Raw genomic sequence first — 14,415 nt, 5'->3', positions numbered from 1 at the left:
GCTACATCCATGACTAGCTTGAACCGTGCCGGCAGATCGATCTTTCTGCTATTCTTTGTCGGCATTATTGCCATTTCGTTTTCTTCCATCTTTGTACGCTGGTCCACATCCGACGTCGCCGTCATTGCGATGTACCGACTGTTCCTCACCAATCTGCTAATGCTGCCTTTTGTGTGGAAATATCGGCACGAGATGATGCGTTTAAACTTCAGACAGTGGGCTTTACTGCTCGCATCCGGCGTGATGCTTGCACTGCACTTTCTGCTCTGGATGGGATCGCTTCGGCTTACGAGTGTAGCCAGTTCAACGGTCATTCTCGCTTTGGAGCCTATATTGATTCTTGCGGGTTCCGTCTGGCTGTTCAAAGCCAAAATCAATCGCATGATGATCATCGGTATGGGCGTTGCCCTGCTTGGATCGATCGCTATTGGAGCTGGAGATTTCCAGTTGGCAGGCACAGCGCTGCGAGGGGATATTCTTTCTTTACTCGGAACGATCGCTGTGGCGGTACACATGCTGCTAGGACAGTTTTTACGTGCCGGACTGAGTGCATTCTCCTATAACTTCTGGGTATTTTTCGTAGCTGCCTGTACGCTTGCGGTATATAATCTGGTTAATGGTCACCCGTTTGGTGGTTATGCGGCTTCCGAGTGGGGCATTTTCCTGTTGCTCGCAATCGTGCCAACCATCTTTGGGCATTATCTTTTCAACTGGCTGCTTCAGTATATGAATGCTACAACGGTATCGATGGGGGTACTGGGGGAACCTGTATTCTCCTCTCTACTGGCCTGGATGCTACTCGGTGAATCCCTCAACGGGCTTCAGTTGTCTGCCGGGGTTGTCATTATTTTCGGGGTATGGATCTTCATTCGATATGGCAAAACCAAACCACAGCCTATTCCCTCAGATGCTCCTGTAGCTGGAAAAGGATCAGTCGAACCTACAGTGGTGTAACTTGTGTTTGTATTCGAATATTTGTAAAAAAACAACTGGGACCTGCATCACGCAGATTCCGGTTGAATCCATCCCACTACATATAAGGCGGTGTGTTTTCATGAAAAATATTGTATCCATGCGCTGGCTGCTCGCCAGAATGTATGAACCAGATGTCGTCATTGCCGATTGCCGATTCCTGCTCGGTCAACCGGATGCCGGAAGACAAGCTTACGAGGCTGGACATATTCCAGGTGCCGTTTATCTCGATCTGGAAAAGGATCTTTCCGCTCCTGTATCTACCCACGGAGGACGTCACCCGCTACCAGATCCGGCTGAGCTGGCAAGTCGTCTATCCAAAGCTGGCATCGGCTCGAATGCACGTATTATTGCCTACGATGACCAAGGTGGTATGAACGCTTCGCGATTATGGTGGTTACTTCGTTATATGGGACATGAACAGGTGTATATCATGGACGAAGGCTTCTCTGCCTGGCAGAATGCCAAGTTTCCAGTGACTATCGATGTGCCTGTTCAGATTCCGTCTTCGTTTGAGGTGAACTTACAGCCTCAGATGCTGGCAAGTGTGCAGGATGTGCAACAAGTCTCTGCAAGTGGCAGCGCCGTGTTGATCGACTCCCGCGATGCCCGCCGCTATGCTGGACTGGAGGAACCCATTGATGCTAAGGCTGGACATATTCCTGGCGCACTGAATTATTTTTGGAAAGATGTGCTGGATTCGGAAGGATGCTGGACGAGCGAACAAGATGCGGAGAAACGCTTTAACAAGCTAGACAAGGATGGCGCGATTATCGTGTATTGCGGTTCCGGTGTCTCCGCTTGCCCAAATGTGATTGCGCTGGAAGAAGCGGGATATTCGAATGTGAAGTTGTATTCTGGAAGCTGGAGCGACTGGATTAGTTATGAGGAGAATCCGGTGGCTACCGGAGAGGAATAACGTGTAATAGATCAAGAGAAAGCCCGCGAATGTCGCGGGCTTTGATTTGTTATAGACATTTCTGTAAATACGCCAATTTCTGGTTCATACATCGCCAATGAGAGCAGAAATCAACACGGAATCACTCTGAGGAAAGGCGAGAACAGTTACAAATCACATAAACTATAATCCCCCTAAAGTATTACTTTCTAGAATCAGGCTCCCAGAAGTCGTTCTTTTTGAATTGTTTATGCTAAGCGACGATTGTATTGCTTTACTATTTATTCCGTAGGTACCAACTTAAGAAGTCGAACGATCAACGCGACTGATTCTGCTCGGGTAGCGTTGGCATTAGGCGTGAATTCATGTACCTTCTTACCATTTATAATTCCGGCATTACCTAATGCGTTAATTTGATCTTTTGCCCAGCTACCATCAATATCCCCAAAATTTGAGTTGGTATCTAGCAGGGTTACATCAAGTACTCTAGCTAGTAATGCTGCGATTTCAGCTCGTGTAATGTCACGATTAGGTCCGAAACTTCCATCTGCATATCCAGTCATGATTCCTTTTTCTAGCAGGGTTCGAATCGCATTTTCAGCAAAATGACCCGTTGCATCTGTAACAACTTCAGTTCCTGTAGCTGTAAGTCCCAGTGCTTTTACGAGCATTTGAGCAAATTCCCCACGTGTTACTTTGCTCTCACCTCGGAATGAACCGTCTTTATACCCTTTTATGATTCCAGCTCGTGTAGCGTAATCAATGTCAGCATAACTCCAAGAAGTCATTTTCACATCGCTAAAGGATGTTGGACTTGCTAATTCAGCCTTTAGTTTAATTTCAGCTACTACTTTTTTATCCACTTTGTCACTGTAAATAAGTTTACTTACGACAAGTGTTGGCGATGGTTCTGTTGGTACTGGCGTTGGTTCAGTAGGTGTCGGCGTTGGTACCGTTGGTGCTGGTGTTGTTGGTGTTGTTGGTGTCGTTGGTGTTGTTGGTGTTGTTGCTGATTCCACTCTCACGACATAAATAGTCTTCGTGGTTGTATCCTGTGCCGTAACAATAACTTTGTTCCCCGTTGCTAATGTAACCGCTGGAGTTATTCCGTCCGCCTCATATACTTCAAATGTCGCATCGGCTGCTGGTGTAATCGCTACCTTCAACGCAGCTAACGTTGTTCCGTATGGAATGTTCGTAATCGTTTCATTCAATGTGCCACCTGTGCTCACCGTTCCAATGGTTGAGGTTAACGTGGACACTCTGCTCTTGGCCTTTATGTCCGCTGGATCAACCGTCAATACTTGCTCAGCGGATGCCGGTGTATCCAGTGTGGCCGCTGTACGTACAATGATCTCATCCCCTGCTTGTACACTAATGTTATCTACTGAAGTATCACCCGTTGCAATGGCAACATAACTCTCGTAATTTACGTTGTACTCCATCGCATCCGTAACACCATTCAAACGCGTTGTATCCACGTTTGTTCCAGGTGACAAATACACCCCTGGTGGACCTTCTTGTATCGTTACGGTGTACGTAGTCTTCGTTGTTGTATCCTGTGCTGTAACAATAACCTTGTTCCCTGTCTCTAATGTGACAGCTGGATCTACTCCATTCGCCTCATAGACTTCAAACGTTGCACCAGCTGTCGGTGTGATTGCTGCCTTAAACGTGGCTAAAGTTGTTCCGTAAGGAATGTTCGTGATCGTTTCATTCGATGTGCCACCTGTACTTACGGTTCCAATGGTTAAGGTTAACGTGGACTCGGTGCTTCTGGTATGAATATCCGCTAGGCCAACCGTTAAGACTTGAACTTCAGATGCTGGAACACTTGGTTCTGCCGCTATACGGACAGAGATTGTATCTCCTGCTTGTACACTAATGTTATCAACCGAAGTATCATCCGCTGTAACTGCAGTGTAATTCCCGTTATTTACTTTGTACTCCATTTCATCCGTAACACCATTTAATTGCGTGGTGTCAAAATCTGTCCCTGGCAACAAACTTCCCGTTGTGGGTGCTGCTGCTTTTCCTATAACCCTATAGCTTTCGGTCATCACTTCATTATATGTCGTTCCTTTAACAGCAATCGCCTTAATCGTCATATCTTCCGTCACCACGATCGGTGAGACGTATAGTGTACTGTTCAGCGTTGGTTCATCGCCGTTCGTTGTATAATAGATTGATGCGTTCGTCGTCCCGCTGCTAAGCGCGATCTGTGATTTCCACGCGACAAGCCCACCTTCAATATCTGCTCTAGGCGTGTCAGCCAGGAACACTTGCAGTTGAGGATAATGCCCCTCTTTGATAAACCACTCATTGTCAAAATCCCAAGTCGAAAATGTGGAAATCGTTTTCATCTCCGCAGTTGTCTTAGGTACACCTTTCCCTGAATTATCCCATTGCCCTGAAACTTCTCGATCATAATAGGTATCCACGTGTACGCTAGCGTTAGGAGCTGGATAAGTACCGCCCACCAACCCACCGGTAGTGTTGCTGCCAGTAATGCTACCTGCAGCATAACTATTTTTGGTCGAACTTTGATATTCAAGCCCTATTAAACCACCTGCTTGTTGAGATGAAGCATGAACTTTAGCTGTAGAATAGCTGTTTACAACCACACCTGTATCTTGATATCCGATCAGGCCCCCTACATAGTTAGCTCCTTTAACGTCACCAGTCACATAACTGTTTGATATTGTTGACTGACTCCTTTGGGCACCTGCTATACCGCCTACAAACATCCCGCTACTAATGATCTCCACATTTTCCAATCCAATATTTTTTATATAAGAACCCGAAGCCAAGTCTCCAAAGAGACCGATAAAATTATTATTATTTTTTATTTTCAGTCCCTTGATCGTGTAACCATCACCATCCAAAGTGCCTGAAAAATAAGAAATAGGTGTCCAATATTGACCACCATTATATCCTGCACCCGTTGGAGAAAGGTAGTCCGTTAAATCAATATTATCCCCGAGCTTAAAGTAGCTACTACCATAACTGCGAATGCTATTTAACTGCTCAGGTGTTGTAATGATATAGGGGTCACCTGCCGTTCCCGTTCCGCCACTAAAGCCTGTCGCCGCAAATACCTGCGAAGGATTCACCATAGGTCCAAATAATGAAATCATCATGACCAAACACAGCATTCCTATTAAACTAGTCTTGCTCCTTGCTCTACCTGTTCCTGCCCTCTGTACCATAGAATTTCTTTCACTCCCATTTCATGATATTTGTCATAGCACTTTGTAAAGGCCTATCATATTATTAGGGTTTGAAAAAGAATACTCACTAAAGTGAGTATGACGCAAAAAAAGTCGAAAAAGCCAATATCAGCGCCCCTTACGACGTTAATGATCGGCTTCTACATTACTCTATTCCATACATTGCATCTTCTTAAAGAAGTTCTCTTGCTCGTGCAATCGCATGAGCGCGACGGTTCACTCCTAATTTTCCATATATACGATAAACATAACTTTTAACGGTTCCTTCAGTTAATCCCAGTTGATTAGCAATTTCCTTGTTAGAAAAACCATCCATCAGAACGTGCAAAATCTCTTTTTCTCGTTTCGTAAATTGCTCAAGCAACTCCGTCCGATCCTCCGTCAATGTGGCTGCAAGAGGAGGCTCTGCATCACCGGAAGCGATTGTAAGTATATGGGATTCCTCCAGTGATTTGAGGTATACCATCCGAGTGATCATCAGATCCAGCATGTCCACTACCTCCTTGGTAAACACACCGGAAATGAAGTTATTTTCCAAATAAAGAACCGATAGCAATGGTTTACCTGGAACAAGAATGGGCATACATAGAGCCGATTTTGACTCAACCCGACGAATATAAGAATCCGCTGCATAGAAGCTGCGCGAAGCATCTGCAAGCATAACCGCTTCGCCCGTTTTGATCACATATCGAGCAATAGACTCCGCGTAGACAATAGCTTCTTGAGCATGCAGCGACCCACCTGCCTGATCCGTAATGGAAAAGCGTCCTTCATTGCTGTTCAGTATATACCCTTTCACCGCGCCTGAATGTCTAATTACGGTTTCGAGGAAACGACGGAGTACCGTTTCGTTGATCTCTGTACTGGACCATTCGGAGATTTGCTGCAATAGCGTCCTCTCGCTTGCGATTATGGGTGTCTTTTCCCTCTTCAATGTAACGCCAACCTCTTTCACCATCATCCTGTACGGTGTTACCGGTACACTTGATACTGATCCTAACTCGGGGTACATCTCTTTCAGTTCTCTGACTTTGGTAATAGCCCCCCAGATTGAATAAGCAGCACAAGCATCTGCCATGAGGGTATTTGCTCCAATTGAACTGCCCGCTTCTCTATAGAAAATCGCGGCCCGTTCTAACGAAATACCCTCCATTAAAGAATGACTCTCTAATCGCGCAGTACGAATCGCTTCATCATAGCCTTTCGTCGCAGCTGCCCGATGCGCATTAATCCGCTTGAGTTCGGCAGTGACGAGTAGATAAGCTGAAGATTGATTCCCATAATACCCCGTCCAATTCTTCATTGAATGCAACAGTTTAGTAAGCTTGGAACGGATATGTTCACGCTCCTCTTCCGGCGAATCATCATACATAGCAGCAAGAGTTAACGAGTGATAGATGTGCTGCTTGCGAACTTGCATCCGTGTCTGCCTAAACGTGTTGAACCGCCCTTCCTCTACCCAGTCAAGCGCGTCATGATACCGTCCTTCCAAATAAGCAATTTCAATCTGGCAGGTACAGAGATAATATACCTCGTTATTCAATGTTTCCTCCGAACGACTACTTTTTAAAGTCAAAACGACTTTATCGCTTTCTTCGTTCTCACCCTGTAATTTCACGGTATACCATCTTGCAATCCGGAATATGCTGTGAGTTTCCTCATCTACAAGCATCTGAGAAATTTCTTCATACTCTGAAATCCGTGCATTCAATGCATGCAAATCACCGATATGCGTTGTCACACTCGTTAACATCGAAATACTTACATAAGTCAGATTGGCAGATTCCATCCCATAGTGCATCGATTTCTCTAAATGCTCGAAGCCTGCTTTCGGATTCTGTTGAAGCCTCGCAAGCCCTCCGATGTAGTTCAGCCGACACTGCAAGTCCATACTATCGAATGAGGCAGATAGAAGGATAGCCGTATCAATATAATGAAGTCCGGTACGAGACAGAGAGATTTTATTTCTAAGAATGACCAAGCCATATCCAGCCAGTATAAACGCAAAAGCTTCGTTGTTCCCATGCCTCAGACCATACCGAATAAATCTTGAGAATAACACGGCAGTTAACTCCAGACTTATAGTAAAGACGGACGTTGATATCGACATGATAAGATCAGATAACGCTTTATAATGTGGGTCACGATTTATGGGTAAGTGAGCAAGATTTTTACGGTTGTTATGCAACGCTATTTGCGTCAGCATCACTTCTTTGACGATTACTGCTTTATGAGGTTTGAGCGGTAGTTTCCAACCGAATTCCTCCAGCGCTTGCCGCCCGATCTGTACGGCCATATCATTTTTCTTCAGATAACTATACATACCAATCCTTATCAGATAGATCTGCGAGCGTCTAACCAAGTCTGTTGTACAGTGCATTAACCGGTTGAGCAATTCTTCCGCAGCAGCCTGGCGACCACACATATATTCACATTCTGGCATCTCCAGCAGCAAACAATAGACCAGTGAATCTGTTCTCTTCTCGTCATCCTTCACAAGTCGTAATCCCACTTCGAAATAGTGCAGGGCGGCTGCATATGCAGTCGCAGCTTTCGATTTCAGACCTGCCTGAAGATTGTATTCAGCCAATTCGTTTCTCTCTGACTCCTCCACCATATCGTCCATACCTAGATTTAAATGGTACACCATATCGAAAATAGCATCTTCCTGTTGGGCCGATGAATTAGTACGCAGCACGCGTCCAATTTTCAGATGTAGGGCTGCTTTCGCTGATTTTGGAACAGACATATAAGCAGCCTGCTGTACCCTGTCATGTAGAAACCTATAATAACTCTCTTCCGTTTCATGGGCATCATACTCTCGGTACAATAAACCCTCTTCCTCGAAAAATTGTAAACACTGTCGTGTATAGGTAACGGAACGGCCACTTACCAGAGCGAGCGTTGAAGGAGGAAAGCGATGACCAATAGCCGCTGCAATAACAAGCAACTCCATCTGGTCTGTCGGTAGCTTCCGTATACGTTCACCAATGAAATGAAGAACACCCGGGTCTGAAGGTATCTGTGTTACTATAGCTTCTTCCCAAGTCCACATGGATGATTCCTCATCGAAATAGATCTTTCTTTCCCTATACAGGCTATCTAGTAGACGGTGTAAAAATAAAGGGTTCCCACCCGTTCGATGATATAACGACTCCGCAAGCAAGCGAATCCTAACCGTGTTTTCATTCAAGATCTGTGATACAAATCGTCTAACCTCATTATAGGACAGGGGGGATAATGCAATATGCTGGAACGAAATCGGAGTATAACTTCCTTTCAAGGCAAAAACGTTTTCAATCCATACGGTTGCTGCAGCTTCGGGATCTGCGCTACTTATTCCTTCTGGCATGGCTTCCTCACGGAAAGTCCCTATGATGAATAAACCCTGCAATACTTTATCATGTACAATGGTACGAAGGACTTCCAAAGTAGCTGAATCGGCCCATTGGAGATCATCCAGGAATAGAACAAGTGAATGTTCTCTGTCAATAAATGCTTTTATAAATATAGGAACCAGACGGTGGAGTCGAATCGTTGCCTCAGCAGGTGGGAGAGCTTCCACAGCAGGAATTTCGCCAAGTAGGGCTTGCACTTCCGGAAGGAGTGCTGCAAGAACACCTGCGCCCTGCCCTAATACTTTTGCTATTCTGGTCTTCACCATGTCCACTCGCTCTGGTGCTTCACCCAACGTGTGCTTAATCAACTTTCGAAGTACCTGAAGTATCGGTGAGAAGGGAACATCGTGATTCTTCGGTTCACATTTTGCCTCCAAGAACAGACCGCATTTTTTTATATGTTGCATTTGAAATTGCCGGATGAGTGCCGTTTTCCCACTCCCCGCCTGACCGCTAACCAACATTAACACTGATTCGCCAGAACGAACCTGTTCATATGCTTCGCGAAGCTTCTCTTCTTCCCTCTCACGGCCAAAAAGTGTCCTGGGCATTCGAAAACGGCTTGCTTCATCAGCACGCGAAATGTCAAAGGGTGAGATATAACCTTCTTCGATTAATGAAGAGAAACATCTCTTCAGATCCATTAACAGTCCATATGTGCTCTGATAACGCTCATCTGGCGACTTGGACAACAGCTTCATAATAATCGCTTCCAGTGATTCGGAATGCTCTGGACGCAGCTCTCTCAGCCCTTTGGGAACCATAGCTAGATGTGCATGTCCGTACTCTTCAGCACTCTCGGCCTGAAACGGTGCTTTTCCTGTGAGCATTTCATAATAGATCATTCCTAACACATATAAATCACTTCGCTCATCAGGCCAACGATTCAGTCTTCCCGTTTGCTCTGGTGAGATATATACATAATCCGTCTCACCCATTTCCTCGATCACAGCCAGCTGAGTTTCCAACTCAATCCAAATATGAGCGGGATTCAAATTACCCAAGACCGAGCCTCGCTTATGTACAGCATGAACCTGTTCTGTAATAGATATAGCCATATGTAAAAACGTCTGAACGACTACCGGGGTCTCATCCAGCCATTCTTTTAAGGTCATTCTGTCTGCCTGCACCAAGTGTTCCATTCCTCCATTTGATTTTTCAAACTACTGGATTATTCAATGATTCTATATTTCATCTTATTCTATCATTAAGTATCCATTATAGATTGCAAATCTTTGCATCATTCGAGATGAGCGCTTTTCTTGATCATAATCAGGTACAAAAAGATTCGTCCGGATATAGAGAAATCTCATCTTAACATCACTTTCATTATCTAGGGTATATTTTCAAGCTGATTATATGGCACAAAATTTATAGATATATTGAAGTGTCAATTTTGACTCCCGCGATGCCCGCCGCTACGCTGGTCTGGAGGAACCGATTGATGCCAAGGCCGGACATATTCCAGGTGCGTTGAACTACTTTTGGAAAGACGTATTGGATTCGGATGGACGCTGGACAGGTGCGGGGGCGTTAGAAGAACGTTTCAGCAAGCTGGACAAGGATGAAGCCATCATCGTGTATTGCGGTTCCGGTGTCTCTGCTTGCCCGAATGTGATTGCGCTGGAAGAAGCGGGATATACGAACGTGAAGCTGTATGCCGGAAGCTGGAGCGACTGGATTTCGTATGAGGGGAATGCGGTTGCTACGGGAGAAAAATAAAACCAAAGAGTCCACGTCAAACGTGGGCTTCTTTGTGCTGTCATTATATCAATATAGAATGTTAGATGCTTACATTTCCGACTTCTGTAACGTTCAGATTCAGTTTATGTTTTCGGCATACTTCGTAAAAATCTTTTGAAACAATGGGTTTGAAGATATTTATATAATCCAGCAAAAAAAATTCATGCTCGCCAATTCGCTCTTCATGAAGGCAGATTCGAGATACAACTTTGACGATCTTACGTGGAGGCTGTTGTACAGATGCAGCAATGACCGCTTTGCGCCCATATTCCGAACGTTCATAATCGAAAACATCCAAACGATCAAGCTGATGTGCAGTCCAATAGGTTTTTTCAACCGAACGACCGTCGTGGTAACACACCGTTGTCGGAATAAACTGTGTATTTGTTTTAGTTTCCTCCAACAGCGTTTTAAAACGATCTGATACGTGTCTCGTTCCTGTGATCGTCTCAAAATAATCTACATTCAGGTTGCGCACCGTAGACAGTAACTCAACATCTGCCGTTGTCCCCTCTGGCAGCGGATTCTCTATCGCCAAATAATTCATATCTAATTCGGGAGTGAAGGTCGTTCCGCCACTAATAAACCCTCGACGTGGATATTGAGATTCCAGAAAATAATAGTTCATAGAATGATATCTCCTTTCCGAATGAAGTGCTTTTCAATCAACTACAAAGAGGTTAAATGGCAGGGTTTACGAACATGGAGTTGTATTCCGAGAGCTGGAGCGAACGGATTAGTTATGAGGGGGATCCTGTGGCGACGGAGGAGGAATAGCAGAATTAAGCAAATATATAGTATGTAATATAGAGTACATCTGTCATGTGGCGATGTACTCTTTTATTTTTCGTATAGTCCTAAAATCGGGAGAGTCGACAAGGGTCTAATTCACTTCTTGATTCCCGATCGATGATTTCACTTGCAGCCAGACGTGCAATCAGTGGCGCCAGCGTAATTGCAGAATGCATCACTGTTAGATAAAGTCCCTTTACGTGATCTTGGAAACCCACAATCGGATAGCCGTCTTCAGGCATAGGTCTCATCCCGACCTTTATACTTTCCAGTTCCAGTTGATTCCCATCTTTAAGACTGCGACGCAACGTGTCGAACGCTCGCTTACCAACCGCCTCTGGTCCGTTTTCCTGCGACTCGTCGATATAATCTTCCGCAGCAAGCAGGGTATAATCCGTCAGTTGACGCGCTTCAAACTGCGAATTTGAGATTAATGTACGTATCAGTCTATTCGTAGTTTTCATCCGAATTAGAATGGAAGGCGACACCGTTACTGGCACCAGGCAACCTAACGGGTTGCAAAGTTCGGGGACGCCTGCACCTGCGGCCAATACTACGACATCCGACTCCAGAAAACCGTTGGACGTATGCACGCCGACCAAGCGGGAACCTTCTTGCTGAAGCTGTGTAACGTTGGTATCGAACTGAACCTTTGCTCCGTACTCCCTCGCTTTGCTCAACAACAGCTCCGTTACCCCTATAGGGTCTACCGCACCTTCTTCACTGACATACATCGCTTCATCCGGATAGTCCAGCAGATTCGGCTCCAATGCCTCAAGCTGCTCCCGGTTTAATTTTTGAAAGTGGGGTTGCTCCCTTAGGGGTGGAGTGTCCCAAGTTAGCGCTCCATGCCAATGAATTTTCAGTTCGGGTAACTCTTGCTGAAGCGTATGATATTCTTCCAAAGATGCATCGTACAAATGCCAGTAATCGGGAGCCACCCTATGAGTAGTATGTATCCAGGCAAACGATTTTTCCGTGACTTCACGCGCCGCTGCAGGATGTCGTTCAATAACGGTTACATCTTGATTTCGTTTGGCCAGATGATAGGCCATGGATGCCCCCACAATCCCTGCGCCAATAATCACAATTTTTTGTTTAATCAATAATGACTCCTCCTTTTTCACCCTATTGTAACATAGGCGTTAATGAGTTCAGGCTCTATTCACCTTATCCAACAGAAAGATGATTCTACAATTAATCCACGGTTTTAAGCAAGCTGTCCACAATAAAGTCAAGCTGTTTGTCTAGCGAATATATATCATTGTAGAAAAATAAACCAAAGCTCATATCAATCAGACGTCCTTCTTTGACTGCTGGGAGGTTGTTCCAAATGGTATTGTTAGAAAGATCTATCATTCCTTCAAAGCTAGAACGGAATATATAATCACCTACATATTCATGTAATACTTCATAAGAAACGTCCTTGCTAGTCGCATCGTTCCTTGCGTTTTCAATTTCGCGTTGCAAGACTTCAGGTGCTTTCATCCCTAAATATTGATAAATAATCTGCGAACCCCGTCCATAACCCAAGCCTGTCATTACAGCCATAGAACCTTTGTTGCTTTCCATAATAGTCGCGGTTTTATCCAAAATACCTGCTTGTTTAAGTTTTTCCTTACTTTGCTCAACCTTTTTGCGAAAGTTATCCAGCATTTCCTGAGCTTGTCCCTCTTTACCTAGAATTTCACCAAGCAATTTCATACGTTCTTCTACTGGGAGATCATAAGGAATGTATACTGTAGGGGCAATTTTTTTGAGCCCCTCATATATTTCTTCATTGGTAACGATAATGAGATCGGGATTAAGCGCAGTTACTGCTTCCGGGTCTGGTTTGAATGCACCCAAGGAGGTAACACCATCCAGTTCGCTCGCAAAAGCTGCTCCTTCTTCTACAGAAGAGATCCCAACAGGATTTACACCTAATGCAAGTAAATCACCCATTAAATACAGGACAACTACTCGTTGTGGATTAACCGGCACTTCAATATCCCCTTTTATGGTGGTTACGGTCTTCGTTTGAGATGTTGTAGCTGTAGGATTGGAGCTGTTGGCCTCTACCTGGTTCGTTGACTTTCCGGTGCCTTCATTTGCTGAAGGACTCCCTGTCCCACCAGTTGAACACGCGCTGAGCAATAGGGTTAAACAAAGTAATAATGTGATAGCTAAGGGTGTCTTTCTACTTCTGTACATCAATAATTCCTCCTCAAATATATGCTGATTATGATAATCATTATCAATATATAAGGAAGTCTCATCCTCTACAATACCTAATCGTGCCACTGTGGATGGTACATTAGGACTTGCATGCTGCTTTCGATAACGAATGGGTGCAATACCCATATATTTTTTGAACATTTTAGCTAGATAATATCCATCCGGATAACCAACAGCCTTGGCAATTTCTTGTAAAGTAGCATTTGTAGCAAGCAGCAGTTCCTTCGCTTTGTTCATACGGATTTGAATGACAAAATCAATTGGACTATGACCTGTCTGGCGTTTGAATAGTCTTGATAAATGTCTTGGACTGGTGTCCATGAGCTCTGCTAACAGGTCCATTGTAATGGGTTCAGCATAGTGTTCCTGCATATAGTATTTCATTTGTGCAATCAGGTCTGGCTTTATTGTAGGTTCGCGTCGATTGTGGATTTGCCATAGCAACTCGTATACAAATTGATAAAATAATGACTTTACATGGAACTGTTCCAATGGTCCTTGCTCTTCCCATGCTGTCATCATGTATTGTACTTTGTCCGACAAGGAAACAGGATGATCTGGTGCAAAGCCATATTGAAGCCGGAAGGGATTACGGTGTTCCATCATGTCCAGAATGTCTTGACGTTCAGGAAGTGGGATGCTGGCTTTGTAATAAATCATATAATAATCAAGGACTTCTTCAACAGGCAAAATATTCAGGCAACAGCCCTTTCCACCATGCAAAATATGGAATCGTGTGACTTGATGATCATTTCCATCCAGCTGCATAACTGCATTGCCACGCACCGTGTATAAGAAGCAGCTAGCGGGGAACCGGTAGGCGTGAAGGTCCTCCTTCATTTGCATCGTGATATGGCGAATATCCATTATTTTAATAGATGCCTTGTTCCATAGTAAAAGATGTTCATTTAAATGTAAGATGGCTTTTCAGCTCCTCAAAAATCATTGGTTTATATATAACTTAGTGAACTCAATATACAGTAAGTATATTAGTCCATTTATTATTATAACTATAACTCTCAACGATCGTAGTATGAGGTCGAAAAATAAACCTTGATGTAGTTGGGTAGGTACACCTCTCCCCAGGACATTATAATCATTCCACGAATATGTAAAGTACAGCGAAAATTTACAAATAGCTAAAATGAATCGTTTTGGTTTAATC

General features: G+C 44.3%; 7 protein-coding genes and 1 pseudogene. 3 read left to right on the top strand and 5 right to left on the bottom strand.

Annotated features, from left to right (window positions below; all coding sequences use genetic code 11):
- Window positions 1-9 precede the first annotated feature (9 nt).
- Together gpAD87_RS03305 and gpAD87_RS03300 are read left to right on the top strand one after the other, a co-directional pair.
- The gene (locus tag gpAD87_RS03305) at window positions 10-954 is read left to right on the top strand and encodes a DMT family transporter (protein ID WP_064636212.1); all 945 of its coding nucleotides are present in this window, start codon (window positions 10-12) and stop codon (window positions 952-954) included.
- A 100-nt stretch (window positions 955-1,054) separates the two neighbouring features.
- The gene (locus gpAD87_RS03300; RefSeq protein WP_064636210.1) at window positions 1,055-1,891 is read left to right on the top strand and encodes a sulfurtransferase; all 837 of its coding nucleotides are present in this window, start codon (window positions 1,055-1,057) and stop codon (window positions 1,889-1,891) included.
- Window positions 1,892-2,151: 260 nt separating this feature from the next.
- Here the strand turns inward: gpAD87_RS03300 and gpAD87_RS03295 are convergent, their stop codons facing one another.
- Both gpAD87_RS03295 and gpAD87_RS03290 read right to left on the bottom strand, forming a co-directional pair.
- A complete protein-coding gene (locus gpAD87_RS03295) occupies window positions 2,152-5,010 on the bottom strand; it encodes an S-layer homology domain-containing protein (protein WP_064636209.1) in 2,859 nt (952 codons plus the stop codon).
- Window positions 5,011-5,272: 262 nt separating this feature from the next.
- Window positions 5,273-9,613, bottom strand: a complete 4,341-nt coding sequence (locus gpAD87_RS03290) for an AAA family ATPase (protein ID WP_197521364.1) — start codon at window positions 9,611-9,613, stop codon at window positions 5,273-5,275.
- 283 nt (window positions 9,614-9,896) lie between these two features.
- On the opposite strand from gpAD87_RS03290, the pseudogene gpAD87_RS03285 reads away from it, so the two are divergent.
- Window positions 9,897-10,220, top strand: a pseudogene (locus gpAD87_RS03285) (sulfurtransferase); the annotation flags it as partial.
- 61 nt (window positions 10,221-10,281) lie between these two features.
- Here the strand turns inward: gpAD87_RS03285 and gpAD87_RS03280 are convergent.
- The 3 genes from gpAD87_RS03280 to gpAD87_RS03270 form a co-directional block, all read right to left on the bottom strand.
- Entirely contained in the window at window positions 10,282-10,869 is a 588-nt protein-coding gene (locus gpAD87_RS03280) for an imm11 family protein (RefSeq protein ID WP_064636204.1), read from the bottom strand.
- A gap of 229 nt (window positions 10,870-11,098) precedes the next feature.
- Complete coding sequence (locus tag gpAD87_RS03275) at window positions 11,099-12,139, bottom strand: NAD(P)/FAD-dependent oxidoreductase (RefSeq protein WP_064636202.1); 1,041 nt, start codon at window positions 12,137-12,139, stop codon at window positions 11,099-11,101.
- A 91-nt stretch (window positions 12,140-12,230) separates the two neighbouring features.
- On the bottom strand, window positions 12,231-14,018 hold the full coding sequence (locus gpAD87_RS03270; protein WP_197521363.1) for an AraC family transcriptional regulator: 1,788 nt from the start codon (window positions 14,016-14,018) through the stop codon (window positions 12,231-12,233).
- Between the last annotated feature and the right edge of the window lie 397 nt (window positions 14,019-14,415).

Origin of the sequence: Paenibacillus sp. AD87 (genome assembly GCF_001659845.1) — a bacterium.
In the GTDB taxonomy this organism is placed as follows: domain Bacteria; phylum Bacillota; class Bacilli; order Paenibacillales; family Paenibacillaceae; genus Paenibacillus; species Paenibacillus marchantiae.
This window is presented reverse-complemented; position numbering and strand designations above follow the sequence as displayed.